The sequence below is a fragment of the Deltaproteobacteria bacterium PRO3 genome, assembly GCA_030263375.1.
Classification (GTDB): Bacteria; UBA10199; UBA10199; order DSSB01; family DSSB01; genus DSSB01.
In genome coordinates, this window is the sequence record SZOV01000073.1 from 1 (window position 1) to 17,184 (window position 17,184).

The following is a 17,184-nucleotide window of genomic DNA, read 5'->3' on the forward strand; positions in this document are numbered from 1 at the left end:
AGCAACTTTTTGCCGAGGGACGCGAAAATCCCGCGTTCCCTTCATCCCTTTTAACTGGACCTCGCATGTTCACGATCCGAGGGGGCTCGTTTCTTTTTTCCGGCACGCGCGCCGCCGGGGCCGACGCCCCGGCGGCCGGGTCTTTTTCCGCCCTGGAGCGGGTCCGGGCCCTGCTGTCCCGCAGCCTCGGGACAGCTCCCGCCGAGGGGCCACATGCCCATATTTCCTGGAGCCCCGTTCAGCGGCGTTCCCTTGGCGAGCGTTGGGGCGAGGCGGCCCTGGCCGAGCTCGAGGCCCTGGGCGGGGAGTCGGACCCGGAGCTCTTTTACCAATCCCTCCTGGGTTTGGCGCGAAGCTTGGAAGGGGAGGGGAAGGTCGAGGCTGCGGCGGAGGTCTACGCTGCGGTGGTGCAGGAGGCCGACGGCGCCGGGGCCCGTCGCGAAGGGCCCCTGCGGATGCGCGCACAAGCGGGCCTCGATGCGATCCTCGGGCGCGGCGCCTTCGGCCCCCGCGCCGAATTCCTGCTGCGCGGCTTGGCGCGACAATCCAGCGACCCCGCGATGCTCTTCGCCATGGGCACGGCCGGCGCGGTGTTTCGCATGACGCGGATCATGACGCTCTCGCGCCTGGTCGCGAGGCCGCAAGCCGGGTTTTTGACGCAGCTCCTGGGCACCGGCCGCCTGGCCTCGTTGGCGGGCTTTGCCTTGGAGGCGCCGGCCTTCACCCTCGCGGCGCGGCTGGGCAACGAGGCCCTCGGCAGGTCGCAGGAGTGGGACAGTCGGGCCTTGGGGCGGGACGTCGCGTCGAGCTACCTGGTGCTGGGTGGGATGAAGTTGGCGGGGTGGGGTAGTGGGGCGGCGTATCGCAGGATTGCCAACCCCGTAGGGGGCCTTCGCGAACGGCCCCTACAGCTGCTGTTCCAGCAGGGCGGAATGTTGGGGGGCATCCTTCTAGGGCATTCTTTGGAAGAACACTTCGGTCTGCGCCCCCGCCGCGACGGCGCGACGACCCTGACCGATTCCCTCGCCATGCTCTTGCAATTCCACGTCGCCGGACGCCTGACCCGCCGGGCCTTCGGGCCCCGCTTCGCCGCCTGGGAGTCCCGTATGGACCTGCAGGCGGCGGCCCTCGCCGCGCCCCGTCCCGCTGGGCCCCGGGGGCCCTTCGGCGAGGGCGGCTTTGGCGTGCCGAGGCCCGCCCTTGAGACCGCCGGCCTCCGGGCCCCGCGCCTGCCGCCGGCGGAGGTGCCCAACATCTTCATGATGGCCGGCCGCGGCCGCGGTGGCCGCAGCTCCGGATCGGTCGTCTTGCCGGCCGAAGTCCTCTACTGGCTCTCCCAGGTCGAACACGAGAACAGCGCGGTGGGGATCGCCGCCACCGCGCGCCTGCAGGACATGCTGCGCAATGGGGAGGGACTGAGTCCCCGTCAGTACACCGAGGTCTTTCGACAGCTCTACCGCAAGCTCGACACGAACATCGAGGTCGAGACCTACGACCTGATCGTCGACGGACTCAACGAACTGCTGACCCGCATCCCCGTCCGCGAGCCCGGTCCCCGCGCCCTGTTCCGCGAGATGACCCGCCCGGAGCTCGCGGAGGAGCTGATCGTCCCCGGCTTTTACGCCTCCTGGATGAAAAACCCCTCGCTCAGCCGCGCCGGCCGTGGCCGGATCGTCGAGCGCGTCGTCGAGATCCTCAGGCGCAAAGACCTAGAAAACGATGTCCCGCACGATCAGGCCCTGACGCTGCTGAACGAGGGGTGGAAGCTCCCCCAACTGGAGCCCGCGCATTTCCAGACCTTGGTCCGCGAGTCCGTGCGCTTCGCCGGGCGCAACGACGGCTGGTTCAACGGCTTCGAGGGGAGCCTGCCGCTCGCGAGACTTCTGTTGAGCGACGGGCGGGTGCCGGGCGAGCTCCAAGTCGATCTCCTCAAGACCCAGCGCGCCGGCCTCCGGGACACCGACCTGCGCAGCCAGACCCGCGTGGAGATCCTCGAGCACCTCGAAGCCACCGCCGCCTCGCCGCGCAGCGCCGAGCCGGCCCGCGAGTGGCTGCGGCGGGAACTGCCGGGCATCCGGCAGGCCTTCCTGAAGGAAAACTTGGAGGAGCTGCGTCAGTATGGCCGGCGGTTTCTGAACTTCGCCGAGCTCGGCTATCTGCTGAGCCGCGATTACGTGGATCCGGACGTGAAGGCCTTGCTGGGACAGGAGCTGTTCCGGGCCTTTCGGGATTACCCCTCGAGCTCGATGGGCTACGACCACCTCTTGGCCGTCGCCCACGAGTATGCCAATAACGCCGCGGTACCGGCCGAGGCGCGCTTCCACCTCTGGAGCATGCTGCTCAAGGGCGCCCGCGACCTCGCTCCCGATCGACTTCCCCCCGAGAACGCCGGCTACCGGCTCGAGCAGTGGCCGCAAGTCCTCGCTTCGACCCTCGCCCGCATGCCGCGCCCGGAGCGCGAGGCCCTCGCCACGGCCTGGATCCAGCGCATGACCCAGGGTCCGGTGGAACAGCGACGCTTCGCCGCCGGTATCCTCGAGGCCCTGCTTCCCTACCTCGAGCCCAACTTCGACCTGCGCGCGCGCCTGGAGGCGGCGGCCGAGGGAAATCTCCTCGAGGTGCGGGCGACCGTGAACCGCGTCCTCTCCCGCTGGAACCAAGTCAATTAGCGGCCGCGGAAAAAAACCGCGGCGAAGTTTCCTGGAAAACGAGTCGGAATGTTGGCTACGACGCCGAAAGCGTCGAACAGGCTGTTGAAAAACCACCGGTGTATGGAGCCGGATTTACTCCGGCGGGAATAAAATCTTTTTTCAACAGCCTCCTAACCGTTTCTCGAGGTCGCGAAGGCTAGAATGGCGCGCGCCCGCTCGGTGGTCGTCGGGTGGCTGTAGTGGTAGAAGCTATACCAGGGGTGGGGCGTCAGGTTGCTCAGGTTGTCCTTCGAGAGCTTGACCAGCGAGGAGATCATGCCCTCCTTGTCGCCGTTCACCTCGACCGAGTAGCGGTCGGCCTCGTACTCGTTGCGCCGCGAGAGCCACTGGAAGATCGGGTTGAGCGGGAAGGTGAAGACCGAGCTCAAGAGCCCGAAGATCACGAAGCCGATCTGCAGGCTGGGCTCGGGCACGCCGAAGGCCTCGAAGAAAGGCGGCCACTCCAGGCATTTTTCCAGGACGTACAGCGAGCCCAGCGTGGTCAGCGAAGACAGCACCAGCCCCTTCAGGATGTGGCGCCGTTTGTTGTGGCCGATCTCGTGCGCGATCACCGCGACGATCTCGGCGGGATTGAGGCTTTGGATCAGGGTGTCGAAGAGGACGATGCGGCGGGTCTTGCCGAGGCCGGCGAAGAAGGCGTTGGAGTGGGCGGAGCGCCGCGAGCCGTCGATGGTGAAGACGCCCGCCATCTTGAAGCGCAGCTTTTCGGTAAGGCGCTCCAGCCGGTCCTTCAGCTCCCCTTCCTGGAGGGGCGTGAACTTGTAGAAGATCGGCGCCAGGACGACGGGAAAGAGGGCCGCCGTCACCAACTGGAAGAGCATCAAGACCGCCCAGGCCGCCAGCCACCAGTTCGGCCCGATCGTGGGCACCAGCCAGAAGATCAGCGTCAGGAGGGGAATCCCTAAGGCCAACGAGAGGGCGATGCCCTTGACTTGGTCGAGGACGAAGGTGCCGGACTTCATCTTGTTGAAGCCGAAGCGCTCTTCGAGGACGAACTGGTAATAGACGCTGAAGGGGAGGTGCACCAGGTAGATGAGGGCGCCCACCACGAAGGGATAAGCGACCTGGTGCGGCAGCGAGTGGTTCGGGAGCCACTGCCCCAGCCAGACGTCGATGCTCCAGAAGGCACCGCTCAAGATGAGGGTCCAGAGCAGCAGGGCGTCGAAGCCGCTCTTCACCCAGCTGTAGTGGGTCTTGGCCCGGGTGTAGGCGATGCTGCGGCGGTATTCCTCCTCGCTGAAGGTGCCCGCGAAGAGCTCGGGGATCTTGCCGCGGTTTTTCTCGATGTGGCGGAGGTTGAGGTAGTCGAGGGTGAATTCCACGGCCAGGAAGGCGAGGTAGAGGGACAAAAAGAGCCAAAAGAACCAATGTTGGACGTGGATCATCATTCTCCCTTGTACAGAAGTAAAAGGGGACGCGGACAAAAGCAAGCTAAAGCGGGATCAGGACGGAATCCCCGCGTTTCAGGCCGAGTTTTTCCTCGGCCGAGCCCTGGTTGACCGCGATCTCGAGCAGGTTGCCGCTGCCGAAGTAGAGCAGGGCCTCGCCCGGCGCGGCCTCGGAGAAGCAGGATTTCAGGCCCTTTAATTCCAGGCCGCCGACGCGGGCGTTCCATTCGCTCCCGTGGTGGTGTCGTTGCACGAAGCCCTTGGCCAAGTTGGTGATCGCGTTGCCGAAGCGGTCGAAGGCGAGGATGCGCCCCTCGATGCGGTCGGCGGAGAAGGCCGGGACGAAATCGGGGAGCCTTTCGTAGTCGGTGAGCTCGGTGCCGAAGAACTCGACCGAGAGGCCTTGGGACAGGTGGGCGGCGACCGGGGCGAAGAGGTCGCGGCCGTGGAAGGTCGCGCTGAGCGGCTGCAAGAAATATTTGGGGTTGTTCAAGTGCACGATGCGCCGGATTTTTTGCTCGGCCAGGGCCATGGCGAGCACGCCGTTGTCCGGGCCGACGAAGAAATAATCCTCGCTCTCGGCCAGGATCGGCTTGCGCGCGCTGCCGACGCCGGGATCGACTACCGCGACGAAGACGGTCTTGCGCGGGAAATAACGATAGCTTTGGTAGAGGAGAAGGCCGCCCAGGACGCGGTCGAAGGGCGGCACCTGGTGGGAGATATCGATCACCTTGGCGTTGGGGGCCAAGCGCGCCAGCACGCCCTTCATCGCGCCGACGTAGTGGTCTTGCAGGCCGAAGTCGCTGAGCAGGGCAATCACCATGGTTTCAGTTTAGGGGCCGAAAAGGCTTTGCCAAGCGAAATTATTGTTTTAGGAAATGACGCATGTCGTGGGGAATCTTGGCCGTCTTCGCCCTGGCCGCCCTGGCCCCTGGGCTGCATCGCCTGCAGTCCAAGGCCTGCGCCTGGATCCTGGCGCTGGGGCCCTTGGCCCTCTTCGTTTATTTCCTCCGTTTTCTCGGCGAGGTCGAGCCGGGCTGGACCTTCGCCGAGGTGCGGAGTTGGGTGCCGGCGCTCGGCCTCGAGCTCGCCTTCCGGCTCGACGGCCTAAGCTTGCTCTTCGCCCTGCTCATCACCGGCATCGGGACCCTGATCGTCGTCTACGCCGGGGCCTACCTGAAAGGGGACCCGCGCCTGGGGCGTTTTTTCCTCTTCCTGCTCGCCTTCCTCGGGGCCATGCTCGGCCTGGTGCTCGCCGACAACCTCTTCTTGCTCTTCGTCTTTTGGGAATTGACCAGCGTCACCTCCTACCTGCTGATCGGATTCGACCATGAGCGCGAGGCGTCGCGCGAGGCGGCCTTGCAGGCCCTGCTTGTCACCGGCCTGGGCGGCCTGGCGATGTTCGCCGGCCTGATCCTGCTCGGGCAGATGGGAGGCGCCTGGAGCTTTCACGAGCTGGCCTCCCGTGGCGCGGCCTTGCGGGAACATCCGCTCTACCTCCCGGCACTCCTCTTGGTCCTCGCCGGGGCCTTCACCAAGTCGGCGCAATTTCCCTTCCACTTCTGGCTGCCCAGCGCGATGGAGGCCCCGACGCCGGTCAGCGCCTTCCTGCATTCGGCGACGATGGTGAAGGCGGGCGTCTACTTGCTGGCGCGGCTCTCGCCGGCCCTGGGCGGCACCGAGGCCTGGGTGGGGATCGTCTCGACGGTGGGCGCGGCGACTTTCCTGGTCGGGGCCTTCACGGCCTTGCAACAGAGCGATTTGAAAAAGCTCCTGGCCTATTCCACGGTCAGCGCCTTGGGGCTCTTGACCTGGCTCTTGGGCTGGGGCGAGGCCCTCGCCGTTCAGGCCTGCATGGTTTTCCTCTTGGCCCATGCCCTTTACAAGGGGGCCCTGTTCATGGCGGCGGGGACGGTCGATCACGAGACCGGCTGCCGGGACGTGACGCGCCTGGGGGGGCTCTTCGGCAAGATGCCGCTCAGCGGGACCGCGACCCTGCTCGCGGCCGCCTCTATGGCTGGCCTGGCGCCCCTCTTCGGGTTTCTGGCGAAAGAGATTTTCTACGAAGCGGCGCAGGCCTCCTCCTGGCCGGGCGACCTCGCGATGGGCGTCGCCCTGCTGGGCAGCGTCGGCGGCGTGGCGGCGGCGATGATGGTCGCCGTCGAGCCCTTCTTCGGCCGCCGCGTCGAGACGCCCAAGGCCCCGCACGAGGCGCCGCTTGGGCTGTGGCTGGGTCCCGCGAGCTTGGCGCTCCTCTCGCTGGCCTTCGGTCTTTGGCCCGCCTGGCCCCAGTCCCCGCTGGCTGCGGCGGCCTCGGCCGCCTTGGGCGAGGCGGTCGTCCTGAAATTGGCCTTATGGCACGGCTTTAACTTAACCTTGATGCTAAGCCTGGCCACGCTCGCCCTCGGCGCCCTGCTGTATGCCGCGCGCGGGCCCTTGCGCCGGGCCTTCGCGGCCGCCGCGGGGCCACTCTCCTACGGGCCCGCCCGGGCCTACGGTTGGGCGCTGAGGGCCCTGAAGGGGCTGGCCGCCGGGCAGACGCGGCTCTTGCAGCACGGCCATCTCAACCTCTATCTGCTGGTCTTTTTGGTCGCCATCATCGCCATGATCGCCTGGCCGCTCCTGTTTCAAGGGGAATTCCGGCTGCGGCTGCCGAGCAGCGGCCTGCGTTTTTACGAGGTCGTCTGGGCGGCCTTGATCGCCTGCGGGGCATTGATCGCCGTTTTGACCAATTCCCGGATGTTCGCCGTCGTGGCCCTCGGCGTAGTGGGCTACGGCATCGCTTTTCTCTATCTGCTGTTCGGCGCCCCCGACCTGGCGATGACGCAGATCCTGGTCGAGACCCTCATGCTGATCGTCCTGCTCTTGGGCCTCTACCACCTCCCGGGTTTCGCCAAATACTCGCGGCCCGCCTCCCGGCTCCGCGACGCCTTGCTTTCGCTCGCCGCCGGGGCCTTGGTGACGGCGCTCGTCTTGATCGCGCAGCAAAGCCCGCATCCCGGCCGCTTGGTGAGGTATTTTTCGGAAAACAGCCTTCCCTTGGGCCAGGGCCGCAACATCGTCAACGTGATCCTGGTCGACTTTCGCGCCCTGGATACCATGGGCGAGATCACGGTCCTGGGGATCGCGGCCCTGGGCGTCTACGCCCTGCTCAAGCTGCGCCTGAGAGGAGGAGGGGAGCCGTGAAGTCCTTGATCCTCCGCGCGACGGCGCGATTTCTGCTGCCCTTGATGCTGCTCTTTTCGCTCTTCCTGTTCCTGCGCGGCCACAACGAGCCCGGGGGTGGTTTCGTCGCGGGCCTGGTAGCGGCCGGGGGCTACATCCTTTACGCCCTGGCCTTCGGCGTCGGCGAGATGCGCGAGCTGCTCAAGCTGGACCCGCGAACCTTCATCGGCCTCGGGCTGGCCGGCGCCTTGGGCAGCGCCCTGTGGCCGGTGGCGCTGGGCCTGCCGCTGTTCACCGGCGTGTGGGGGAAATGGGACTTGGGGCCCCTCGGGGAGCTGAAGCTCGGGACTCCCTTGTTGTTCGACTTGGGGGTCTACGCCGCTGTCTTCGGTGTGATGCTGACCATCGTGCTGGGCCTGATGGAGGAATAGCTTGGAGACCTTGTTGGCCATCGTGATCGGAGCCCTCTACGCCGCGGCCTTCTATTTGCTGCTGCGGCGGAGCATCGTGCGCATGCTCTTCGGCTTCCTGTTGCTCAGCAACGCGATCAACCTGCTCATCTTCACCTCGGGCGGCCTGACCCGGGCTAAGCCCCCCATCGTGCCGCCCGGAGCCGAGGCGGCCGTCCCGCCCTTCGCCGACCCCCTGGCCCAGGCCCTGATCCTGACGGCCATCGTCATCAGCTTCGGATTGCTCTCCTTCACCTTCGTCTTGATCTACCGCTACTATCAAGAGCGGGGCAGCGACGACACCGCGAGCATGAGGTCCACCGACGTATGAGAGCCCTCCTGCCCGCCATGCCGCTCTTGATCCCCTTCGCGACGGCGATTCTTTCGTTGTTTTTCTCCCGCTCGGCCGCCGCCCAGCGGCGCGTCGGGATACTGGGCGCCTCGCTCTTGCTGGCCGCAGCCTTCGCGCTGCTTTGGACCGTGCAGCGCGAGGGCATCCTCGTCCTGCACGCCGGCAATTGGCCGGCGCCCTTCGGCATCGCGCTGGTAATAGACCTGTTGAGCGCCGTCATGGTCGTCATGACGGCCTTGATGGGCCTGGGCGTCCTCGTCTTTTCCTTCGGGAGCCTCGACGCGGAGCGGGTGCGCTTCGGTTTTTTTCCCCTCTTCCAATTTCTGCTGATGGGGGTCTGCGGGGCCTTCACGACGGGCGACCTCTTCAACCTCTACGTCTGGTACGAGGTGATGCTGATGTCTTCCTTCGCGCTGATCAGCCTGGGCGGGACGCCGCTCCAGCTGGAGGGGGGCGTCAAGTACGTGGTGATGAACCTCGTCTCCTCCTCGATGTTCCTCACGGCGCTCGGCATCCTCTACGGCCTGACGGGCACCCTCAACATGGCGGATCTCGCCCGTTTCCTCGACAACGGCCTCCCCGTGGGCCTGAGCACGACGCTCGCCATGCTCTTCCTGATCGCCTTCGGCATCAAGGCCGCGGCCTTTCCGTTTTTCTTCTGGCTGCCCGCCTCCTACGCGACCCCACCGGTGGCGGTGACGGCGATCTTCTCGGCGCTTTTGACGAAGGCGGGGGTCTACTCCCTGTTGCGGGTCTTCACCCTGCTCTTCACCCAACAGGTTGAGTACACCCACCAGCTGCTCCTGGTCATCGCCGGCTTCACCATGGTCACCGGGGTCTTGGGAGCGGTCGCACAGAACGAGGTGCGGCGCCTGCTCTCCTTCCACATCGTGAGCCAGATCGGCTACCTGCTGATGGGGCTGGGATTGTTCACCGAGCTCGCGATCGCTGGCACGGTGTTTTTCATGGTGCACGTGATTTTGGCAAAGTCCGCCCTCTTTCTGGCCTCCGGGATCATGGGCCGGATGCAGGGGAGCTACGACCTCCAGGAGCTCGGGGGGCTGGCGCGGCTTTCGCCGGCCTTGGCGGGCTTCTTCCTCCTCGCCGCCTTCGCCCTGGCGGGCCTGCCGCCGCTGTCCGGATTTTTCGCGAAGTTCGCACTCGTCCAGGCGGGGCTCGCCGGCGGCCGCTACCTGATCACCGCCGTGGCGCTTTTCGTCAGCATTCTGACGCTCTTCTCCATGGTCAAGATCTGGGCCCAGGCCTTTTGGAAGGCGGCGCCGCGTGCCTCCGCTCCTTCCAAGGTTTCGCGGCTGCTCTGGGTTCCCTTTGGCGGCCTTGCCCTCTTGACCCTGGCGATGGGGCTGTGCAGCGAGCCCCTGCTGCGCTTATCCTTGGCAACGGCGCGGCAGCTGTTGGATAAAGAGCAATACATCCGCGTGGTGCTCGGAGCGAACCTATGACCTTGTTCCTGTGGAACATGCTTTTGATGCTGGTCTACGTGGCGGTCAGCCAAAATTACAGCCTCGCCTCCTTCGGAGTGGGCTTCCTGCTGGGCTACCTCGTGCTGTGGGCCAGCCAGCGGGAGCGGAAGTCGAAGTACTTTTCCGGCCTGCGCCGGACTGTCGCCTTCGTCTTCACCTTCGCGTGGGAGCTGCTGCTGTCCAATTTCAAGATCGCCGTCGACGTGCTGCGGCCCCGCCTGCGGATGAGGCCGGGGATCTTCGCCTTTCCGCTGGAGGCCCAGACCGACGGCGAGATCACCTTGTTGGCCAACATCATCACCCTGACGCCGGGGACGTTGAGCCTGGACGTCTCCACCGACCGCAAGACCCTATACATCCACGGGATGTACCTGGAAGACCCGGAGGCGGCGCGGCGCTCGATCCGGGAGGGATTCGAGCGGCGGGTTCTGGACTTGTTGAGGTAATTCGTGAACGAGATCTTCCCCATCGCCTTGGCGCTATGCTGGGGCCTGCTGTCGCTGGCCCTGGTGCTGGGATTTTGCCGGCTCCTCCGCGGCCCGACGCTCGCCGACCGGGTCGTCGCCTTCGATTTGATGGTGTCGATCATGGTGGGAATGATCGCGCTGTTCGCGATCTACGCGCGCGAGACCGTCTACCTCGACGTGGCGCTGGTCTTGGCCCTGATCTCGTTTTTAGGCACCGTGATCTTTTCCAAATACCTGATGCGGAGGGGGACTGCCCATGAATGAATGGTTCGCCATGGGCGCCATGGTCTTGGGCACCCTTCTGATGGGGATCGCGGCCTTGGGGATTTTTCGCCTGCCGGACCTCTTCATGCGGATGCACGCCTCTTCCAAGGCCGGGGCCTTGGGCGTGGCGCTGCAGCTGCTGGCGGTCGCGCTTTACTTCGACGACCTGACCGTCACCGTCAAGGCGGTGGTGGGGATCTTGTTCTTCCTGCTCACCGCGCCGGTCGCGGCGCACATGATCGGCCGCGCCGCCTACTGGGTCGGCGTTCCGTTGTGGGAAAAATCCGTCCTCGACGAGCTGCGCGGCCGCTACGAGCGGGGCTCGCAGACCTTGAAATGCGCCAAGGAGCTGGAGCCCAAGGCCTGAGGGCTACTGCAGCTTGTCCGGCAGGAAGACGATGTTGAAGGGCCCGCCGCCGCCGGCGGCGTCGACCACCACGCCCGTGCGCACCTGCGAGGGGCTCAGCACGAAATTGCCCGAATCCACCAGAACCGTCTTGGTGCCGGCCTGCGTGACGCGGACCTGGTAGGTGCTGGCGCCGACGATGAGGTAGTTGGAGACTTCCTTGAAGCTCAAGTCGCTCAACAGGGGAGTCACCGAATTAAGATCGGTGCCGGGGGCGGTGAAATAGAAGTCCAAGGCGGGCGCGCTGGGCGAGGCGTTCACCAGGCGCAGCTTGGCGGTGGAGGCCTGATCGATCGAGTTGTCGTCGGTCAGCAGCAGGGCCTCGAGGTCGTCGAGAAAATTCAAAACGATCAGGGTGTAGCTTTGATTGCCGTTCAGGGCGGCGCCGAGCTCGGTCAGGGTGCGGGAGGTGCCGGCCTCGTTGACCCGGATCCCGGTGTTTCCGGCGTCGACCTCTTGGTATTGCTCGAAGGCGAAGTCCTGCAGGCCGGCCACGACGACCTCGTTGTCCAGCAGGATGTCGAGGGCCGGGGCGTCCGGCGAGGCGTTGAAGACCTGCAGGTTGGCGACGGCGCCCCCGCAGGCGGAAAGCCCGCAGAGCGCGGCAATGGTGAGCAGTTTTGCGTATAATTTCTTCATCTTATCCTCCTATCGAGGCAGACCGAACCCGCGGTTAATGGACGATTTGTCTTCCTATCGGTAGGGCGACTGAAGGGTTGCTGGAAATCATGGATTATTACCCGCGCCGGTTTGGCGACTCCTCGATGGAAGAGTTTTCCTTTAGGTCGGATTTCGGAATTTGATAAGCTGCCGCCCGCATGCTCAAGAGCCTATTCGTTCGTCTTTCGAGACAGGCCAGTCGATGGTTCAATATCGACGCGGAGACCCGCGTTTCCATCTATATCTCGACGATCGTCGGGACCAAGCTTTCCAATATACCCTATTGGTTCGAATTGCTCTTGGCCTGCGGCATCGCCACCTTGGGTCTGGCGTTGAACAGCGCCGCGGTGGTGATCGGGGCCATGTTGATCTCTCCGCTGATGACCCCCATTATGGGGATCGGTTTGGCCCTTGCCACCGGCGACATCTTTTTGGGCGTGCGGGCCATCGTGAACTTGTTGCTGAGCGTCGCCGCGGCCTTGGCGGCGGCTGTTTTTTTTACCTCCGTATTACCCTTCAAGGAGGTTACGTCCGAGATTTTGGCGAGGACCCAACCGACCATTCTCGACTTGGTGGTGGCTCTGCTGAGCGGTTTGGCAGGGAGCGTCGCCACCCTGAAGAGTTCCAAGGGGTTGACGGCCGCCCTGCCCGGGACGGCCATCGCGGTGGCCTTGATGCCGCCGCTTTGCGTGGTGGGTTTTGGCGTCGGGATCCGGCACTACGACCCCCAGTGGATTTCCGTCGCGAAGGGAGCGGGCCTTCTCTTCGCCGCGAACTTGGTCGCGATCGTCCTGACCTCGATGCTCGTTTTCCTGGTAGTGGGTATGGGTGGTAGAAGGGTCAAGGCGCAGGTGGACGAATGGCAGAGCCGGCCCGGCAACCTCTCGCGGCTCGAGACCTGGCTGAGCCGTCGGCGTTTCGGGATGATTTGGAGCAAGATCGGCACGCTGCAGGCGCGTCTCGCGGTCATATTGGTTTTTTTCCTTCTGGTATATTTTCCCCTGCAGGAGGCGCTCAACCGCGTGGTGGCCCAGGTACAGAAGCGCGGGAGAGAGCAAACGCAGGTCAAGGTCATTCATGAGATCGGGCAAGGGCTGTTTCGCGTCAAAAACCGCTCGGACATCGAAAAAATTTCGATCGAGAACGCTCCCGACGGCTTGCGCGCCGTCGTGCGGGTGAGCACCAATTGGATCTTCGGATCGGAGGAAAAAGGGAGATTCGAGAAGCTGGCGAGCGAGCGCTTGAAAGTCCCGGTCCGATTGATCTTGATCCAGAGCCCGGGATTTTTCGGCGAAGAGAAGGAAACGGATTGGGCCGGTTTTTTTGGCGTGGGCAGGGAAGAGAGGTCCGTTCCTCCCGAGGAGAGCTATCAACGGCTCTTCGGCAGGATCCAATCCGTGGTACAGGGGCTGTGGCCCCTTCCCATGGCTCAATTGCTCGGCCTGAAGTTTTTCATAGAGGAGGCGGAAGACGGCGAAATCACGCCCAGGCTCAAGCTCGCCTATTTGGCGGCCGAGGCATTGAGCCAGGACGCCAAGCATGTGTTTTCCAACGGCGTCCGGCAGTCCTTGGGCTTCGAGCCCAGCATCGAATGGCAATGGGTTCCTTCCCGTTACGGCCCCTTTCCTCTGTCTTTCGGTCGCGTCCTGCTTTCTCCGGAAGCCAAGGAAGAGGTGGTCCGCGTCGGCAAGGCGATCAAGGAATTTCCCGAACTGGAAATAGAACTCCTCTTGTTAGCGACCCGCCAAAGCGGACGGGAAGGGCGCAGGCATTCCTCAGCTCTCGCGTCTCGGCTTTCCGAGGAAATGGAGGCGCAGGGAATTCCGCCTGTTTCCCTGGAAATCAGCGAGCTTCCCGAGGGTAGTCCCCGATTGTTGGTATCTCTCCGGCGGAGGGCGGAGGGGCATACCCCGACCTTCGACCCATCTCCTTTTCCTGAGCTTTCGGAGAGCGTTCCGGCAGCGGAGCCTTAGGAATTGGTTTTCGCGGCGGAGCGAAAGATCCCGAAGGAGCTGGTGTAGCCGTGCAGGTAGGTCTGGCCGTGGACCGGGCCGATCTCGCCGTTGCAGAAAAAGCCACCCAGCGGCACCTCCCCGACGAAGCGGCGAAAGACCCGCGAGTCGTGGTTCGGCTCGCCGTAGAGCTGGGCCCCGCGGCCCAGGCAGGAGAAGAGCAGGGCGCCGGCCGGCGGGACGTCGCTCAAGTGCTCCGTCTTGAAGCGGATCAGCATGGCGTTCAGGTCCTCGCTGGAGGTCCTGGCGTCGCGCAGGTGGAACTGCACCACCTGGCCCTCGCGCAGCAGGGCGCCGACCACCAGCGACTCGCGCGACTCGTCGACGCCGAGGATGTTGCGGATCAGGAAATCGCCCTGCCGGTACTCGCGCTGCGCCTCCTTCATCACCAATCCCAAAAACAGCGACTGGCGGAACAGCTCTTGGTCGCGCGGCTCGAGCTGGTGGTAGAGCGACTGCAGGACCGCGGAGGGGGGCTTCCCGTCGAGCTCCTGCAGGAGGTTCTGCTGGCAGCGCGTGACGAACATCGGCTGGCCGATGGGACGGCAGCCCTGGGCCACCAGGGTGTCCACGGCGATGTCGCCCCACAGCGAGGCGCCGATGACGCCGGAGTCGTAGGTCTCCTGGTTGAGGAAGAGCCGGTTGAGGCCGCGCTGCGCGGCCCCGCTGGCGAGGCCTCCGACCTTCCTCGCCTCCGGAAAATGCCGATCCAGTCCGTCCAGGAAGCGGGCCGCGTCGAAGCTGAAGGGATCGGGCAGCAAAATAAAGTGAGGACGGTCCGCGGCGCGAGTCCGCAGACAGGCCTCCCAGGCCTGGGCCTCTTCGTTGGGGGAGGGGACGGCCTCCGGGGCGAGGTGAAAGCCGCGCACCTCGACATTCGGCAGCAGCGCGCCGGTCAGGGAAAGGGCGGGCGAACGTTCGACCTCCTCGCCGTCGCCGATCACGCCGCCCGCGGTGCAGCCGATCAGGCAGCGCGGGGGGATCTTATCGGTTAGCAGCTTCGGAAAGGAGAGGGCGGCCTCGGCGCCGTAGCCCGCGAGAAAGGCGACGACCAGGTCGGGACGCGCTCCGCCGAGCCGCGCCGTCAGCGCCTCCGCGGCCTGGAGGACGGCCCGGGATAGATCGGGATCGCGGCTGAGTGTCGAGGCCCATTGCATGGCGTGCTCCGCAGGGGTGTCCGGAAAATGTAGCGCCTCCGCCCCGCGGCCGCAATCGGATGCGGAGGGAAGGTGGGACGCATATTTTTAATTTTATAATTTAATTTATAATTTGGATTATTATTTAAATAATAAGAATGTATAAATTTTAATTTCAATAGGGGGTTTAATAAAATTATCTCTATTATTTCAATAGGTTAAAAAAATATTCCAAGCTTGGCACAATGCCTGCAATATCTTCTAGCATGCGTCGCTGACGCAGCCGGGAAGAAAAAAAATTCCCGGAACAAAAAAAATATCAAGTGTGCCCCCGGGTCGGAGTGGATAGGCGAGAGCTCATCCGCTCTGATCTTTTTTGCAGGCTGTTTGCTCTTCGCCATCCCCCTTCAACCCCCAGCGGTTGAGGTAATTTCATTATTTCCATTTCGCGGGTTTCGATTTGAAATTTCTCGTTTTGTTTTCCATGGGTCGGAATTAAAATAAATGGCGCTCTCGTTGCTGGGTAAGGAGGAGGTAGGAGCTTGCGCGCGATTTTGCGGTTATTCCCGCTGTCCTTACTCTTTTTTCTGCTCTTGATCGGCTGTGCCGTAGGGCCGACCGGCGGCGACCCCAGCGGTTCCGACGGCGATCTGGCCGGCGGCCCGGGTTCCGAGAATCCCGCGACCCGCCCCACCCCCGGCTTCACCGAGGTCGAGATGCGGCCCGCCACCAGCACGACGCTGCCGGCGCCGGCCAGCTTCCTGAAAAGCCTCCAGCTCAACGTCAGCCCGCTCATCGCCGTCGACGAGGTGCGCCTCTTCCTGAAGGACCTTGACTTCGACGACGCGCTCAGCCCGGGCGTCGAGTCCGCCGGGCCCTTCGTCGTGCGCCTGGTGCAGGCCTCGGGGATCGTCGACGAGGCACTCCCGCCCTTCGGCACGGTCGGCGTCCCGGAGGGACTCTACGAGCGCATGGACCTCAAGCTGGAAAATTTGGACGCCGCGGAGATCCCTCCGGGGGCGGAGGACGACCCGCTCGTCACCGGGCCGCTGGTCGGACATTCCGTTGTGGTCGAGGGGACGCTTCAGATCACGCCCATCCTCAATATCTCGCTGATCCGCTTCCGCTTCCTCAGTCGGGAGGCGCCCGCCCTGCGCGTCGAGACCCCCGAGGCCCTCGACTTCGGTCCCGGCCTCAACCGGCTTTTCATCGCCTTCAAGATCAAGACCTGGCTCGACTTAAGCCTGCCGGGATTGATTTACACGGTGCTCCAGACCCTGGATCTGCCGACGCTGCTCTCCATCTTGAACGGCGTCCTGGTGATCAGCGCCGATTCGCCGATTCCCGAGATCCGGGCCATCGCGTTGCAGATCGAGGCCAACATCCACGCCTCCCTGCGCTTTGCGCCCAGCGAGGACGCCTTCTTCGACGAGGCCGACGTGCAGGAGGATTCCTTCTCCTTCGTCATTCCCTAGTTTCCATTTTCTTCTTGGAAAATGCGAGCGTCTCGATCATGCTCACGCCGACTCGCGCGATCCCCGCGCGAGGCCGGAGGACGACGGATGGCTTCCGACAATTTGAAAGTGCTCGTCATCGAGGACGAGGCCGACATCCAGCAGCTCCTCTCCTTTCACTTCCAGCAGGCCGGCTTCCGCGTCGAGGTCTCCGGCAACGGGGCAGAGGGGCTGAAAAAGGCCCGCGAGCGCAAGCCCGACCTGATCGTCCTCGACCTCATGCTCCCCGGCATGGACGGGCTCGAGGTCTGCCGCGTCCTCAAAGGCGCCGCCGAGACGCGCGCGATCCCGGTCATCATGCTCACCGCCAAGGGCGAGGAGATCGACAAAGTGGTTGGTTTCGAGCTGGGCGCCGACGACTATCTCACCAAACCCTTCAGTCCTCGCGAGCTGCTGCTGCGCGCCAAGGCCGTCCTGCGCCGCACGCAAAAGGCGGAAGGCGCCGAGGAGACGCCGCAGCTCCGCTTCGGCGAGCTTTTGCTGGACCTCGCCCGGCACAAGGTCTGGCTGTCCGGGAAGGAGATCGAGCTCACCGCGATCGAGTTCAAGCTGCTGCGCTACCTGCTCGAGACCAAGGGCCGGGTCCAGACGCGCGATACCCTACTGGACAAGGTCTGGGGCTACGACGCCTTTGTCACCACCCGCACCGTCGATACCCACGTCAAGCGGCTGCGCGAGAAGCTGGGCAAGTTCGAGAATTACATCGAGACCGTCCGAGGCATCGGCTATCGCTTCGCCGAGAAGGCCTGACCCGAGCGGCCCGCCTCGGGGCGCCGCCGAGTCCCCGACCCTGATGCTATGCGCGTTTCCGCAAAAATTTTCCTCGCCTACCTCGCCGTCCTTCTGCTGGCCGTGGTCGCCGGGGATCTCCTGCTGGTCCGCTTCCTGGAAAACCTCCTCCTCACCAACGCGCGGCAGGACCTACAGCAGGAATGGTTCGAAGCCGCGCCCGGCCTGCAAGGGGCGGTCCTCGCCCCTTCGCGCGCCAAGGCGCTCGGCGAGCGCCTGGAAAAATTCGCCGCCGGCAGCCCCTATCGCTTCACGCTCTTCGACTTGGCGGGGAATCGCGTCGCCGATACGGGGCCGGAAGCTTCCATGGGAAGCGACGCCGCCGCGGCGCCGCCCGAAGTGAAGCAGGCCCTGGACAGCGGGCAGGCCTTCGCGCTGCGAGCGGTA

The 17,184-nt window shown here is 64.5% G+C and carries 16 protein-coding genes; 12 read left to right on the top strand and 4 right to left on the bottom strand.

Annotated features, from left to right (window positions below):
• The first annotated feature begins 65 nt into the window (after nt 1–65).
• On the top strand, nt 66–2,669 hold the full coding sequence (locus FBR05_11265; GenBank protein ID MDL1872763.1) for a hypothetical protein: 2,604 nt from the start codon (nt 66–68) through the stop codon (nt 2,667–2,669).
• A 152-nt stretch (nt 2,670–2,821) separates the two neighbouring features.
• Here FBR05_11265 and FBR05_11270 read toward each other — a convergent pair whose 3' ends face one another.
• Together FBR05_11270 and FBR05_11275 are read right to left on the bottom strand one after the other, a co-directional pair.
• Nucleotides 2,822–4,099: a M48 family metallopeptidase gene (locus tag FBR05_11270; protein ID MDL1872764.1), complete on the bottom strand. Its 1,278-nt coding sequence runs from the start codon at nt 4,097–4,099 to the stop codon at nt 2,822–2,824.
• A 43-nt stretch (nt 4,100–4,142) separates the two neighbouring features.
• Nucleotides 4,143–4,922 carry an SAM-dependent chlorinase/fluorinase gene (locus FBR05_11275; protein MDL1872765.1) on the bottom strand — a complete coding sequence of 260 codons (780 nt, stop codon included), beginning with the start codon at nt 4,920–4,922 and terminating at the stop codon, nt 4,143–4,145.
• Between the two features lie 62 nt (nt 4,923–4,984).
• On the opposite strand from FBR05_11275, the gene FBR05_11280 reads away from it, so the two are divergent.
• The 7 genes from FBR05_11280 to FBR05_11310 are packed head-to-tail and all read left to right on the top strand — an operon-like array spanning nt 4,985 to nt 10,647.
• Complete coding sequence (locus tag FBR05_11280) at nt 4,985–7,285, top strand: putative monovalent cation/H+ antiporter subunit A (protein MDL1872766.1); 2,301 nt, start codon at nt 4,985–4,987, stop codon at nt 7,283–7,285.
• Nucleotides 7,282–7,695, top strand: coding sequence for a Na+/H+ antiporter subunit B (locus tag FBR05_11285; protein MDL1872767.1), 414 nt, complete (start codon nt 7,282–7,284; stop codon nt 7,693–7,695). The genes FBR05_11280 and FBR05_11285 overlap by 4 nt, the downstream gene beginning before the upstream one ends.
• Before the next feature lies 1 nt (nt 7,696).
• Nucleotides 7,697–8,044 carry a Na+/H+ antiporter subunit C gene (locus FBR05_11290; protein ID MDL1872768.1) on the top strand — a complete coding sequence of 116 codons (348 nt, stop codon included), beginning with the start codon at nt 7,697–7,699 and terminating at the stop codon, nt 8,042–8,044.
• A complete protein-coding gene (locus FBR05_11295; protein ID MDL1872769.1) occupies nt 8,041–9,528 on the top strand; it encodes a Na+/H+ antiporter subunit D in 1,488 nt (495 codons plus the stop codon). The genes FBR05_11290 and FBR05_11295 overlap by 4 nt, the downstream gene beginning before the upstream one ends.
• Nucleotides 9,525–9,995, top strand: coding sequence for a Na+/H+ antiporter subunit E (locus FBR05_11300; GenBank protein ID MDL1872770.1), 471 nt, complete (start codon nt 9,525–9,527; stop codon nt 9,993–9,995). The genes FBR05_11295 and FBR05_11300 overlap by 4 nt, the downstream gene beginning before the upstream one ends.
• A 12-nt stretch (nt 9,996–10,007) precedes the next feature.
• Nucleotides 10,008–10,280 (top strand): pH regulation protein F, encoded by a 273-nt coding sequence (locus FBR05_11305; protein ID MDL1872771.1) that lies wholly within the window; start codon nt 10,008–10,010, stop codon nt 10,278–10,280.
• Nucleotides 10,273–10,647 (top strand): monovalent cation/H(+) antiporter subunit G, encoded by a 375-nt coding sequence (locus FBR05_11310; GenBank protein MDL1872772.1) that lies wholly within the window; start codon nt 10,273–10,275, stop codon nt 10,645–10,647. The genes FBR05_11305 and FBR05_11310 overlap by 8 nt, the downstream gene beginning before the upstream one ends.
• Before the next feature lie 3 nt (nt 10,648–10,650).
• On the opposite strand, the gene FBR05_11315 is transcribed toward FBR05_11310, so the two are convergent.
• Nucleotides 10,651–11,325 carry a DUF4397 domain-containing protein gene (locus FBR05_11315; protein MDL1872773.1) on the bottom strand — a complete coding sequence of 225 codons (675 nt, stop codon included), beginning with the start codon at nt 11,323–11,325 and terminating at the stop codon, nt 10,651–10,653.
• A gap of 179 nt (nt 11,326–11,504) precedes the next feature.
• On the opposite strand from FBR05_11315, the gene FBR05_11320 reads away from it, so the two are divergent.
• Nucleotides 11,505–13,319: a DUF389 domain-containing protein gene (locus FBR05_11320; protein MDL1872774.1), complete on the top strand. Its 1,815-nt coding sequence runs from the start codon at nt 11,505–11,507 to the stop codon at nt 13,317–13,319.
• On the opposite strand, the gene FBR05_11325 is transcribed toward FBR05_11320, so the two are convergent.
• Nucleotides 13,316–14,515, bottom strand: a complete 1,200-nt coding sequence (locus FBR05_11325; GenBank protein MDL1872775.1) for a hypothetical protein — start codon at nt 14,513–14,515, stop codon at nt 13,316–13,318. The genes FBR05_11320 and FBR05_11325 overlap by 4 nt on opposite strands.
• A 521-nt stretch (nt 14,516–15,036) precedes the next feature.
• On the opposite strand from FBR05_11325, the gene FBR05_11330 reads away from it, so the two are divergent.
• From FBR05_11330 to FBR05_11340, 3 genes are all read left to right on the top strand, one after another.
• Nucleotides 15,037–15,969 (top strand): hypothetical protein, encoded by a 933-nt coding sequence (locus FBR05_11330; GenBank protein MDL1872776.1) that lies wholly within the window; start codon nt 15,037–15,039, stop codon nt 15,967–15,969.
• 87 nt (nt 15,970–16,056) lie between these two features.
• Nucleotides 16,057–16,758 (top strand): response regulator transcription factor, encoded by a 702-nt coding sequence (locus tag FBR05_11335; GenBank protein ID MDL1872777.1) that lies wholly within the window; start codon nt 16,057–16,059, stop codon nt 16,756–16,758.
• Nucleotides 16,759–16,806: 48 nt separating this feature from the next.
• On the top strand, nt 16,807–17,184 hold a 378-nt coding region (locus FBR05_11340; protein MDL1872778.1), incomplete at its 3' end, for a hypothetical protein.

Coding starts and splice junctions, on each gene's coding strand:
- FBR05_11265 (MDL1872763.1), top strand. CDS start 66: ATGTTCACGATCCGAGGGGGCTCGTTTCTTTTTTCCGGCACGCGCGCC.
- FBR05_11270 (MDL1872764.1), bottom strand. CDS start 4,099: ATGATGATCCACGTCCAACATTGGTTCTTTTGGCTCTTTTTGTCCCTC.
- FBR05_11275 (MDL1872765.1), bottom strand. CDS start 4,922: ATGGTGATTGCCCTGCTCAGCGACTTCGGCCTGCAAGACCACTACGTC.
- FBR05_11280 (MDL1872766.1), top strand. CDS start 4,985: ATGTCGTGGGGAATCTTGGCCGTCTTCGCCCTGGCCGCCCTGGCCCCT.
- FBR05_11295 (MDL1872769.1), top strand. CDS start 8,041: ATGAGAGCCCTCCTGCCCGCCATGCCGCTCTTGATCCCCTTCGCGACG.
- FBR05_11300 (MDL1872770.1), top strand. CDS start 9,525: ATGACCTTGTTCCTGTGGAACATGCTTTTGATGCTGGTCTACGTGGCG.
- FBR05_11310 (MDL1872772.1), top strand. CDS start 10,273: ATGAATGAATGGTTCGCCATGGGCGCCATGGTCTTGGGCACCCTTCTG.
- FBR05_11315 (MDL1872773.1), bottom strand. CDS start 11,325: ATGAAGAAATTATACGCAAAACTGCTCACCATTGCCGCGCTCTGCGGG.
- FBR05_11320 (MDL1872774.1), top strand. CDS start 11,505: ATGCTCAAGAGCCTATTCGTTCGTCTTTCGAGACAGGCCAGTCGATGG.
- FBR05_11325 (MDL1872775.1), bottom strand. CDS start 14,515: ATGCAATGGGCCTCGACACTCAGCCGCGATCCCGATCTATCCCGGGCC.
- FBR05_11335 (MDL1872777.1), top strand. CDS start 16,057: ATGGCTTCCGACAATTTGAAAGTGCTCGTCATCGAGGACGAGGCCGAC.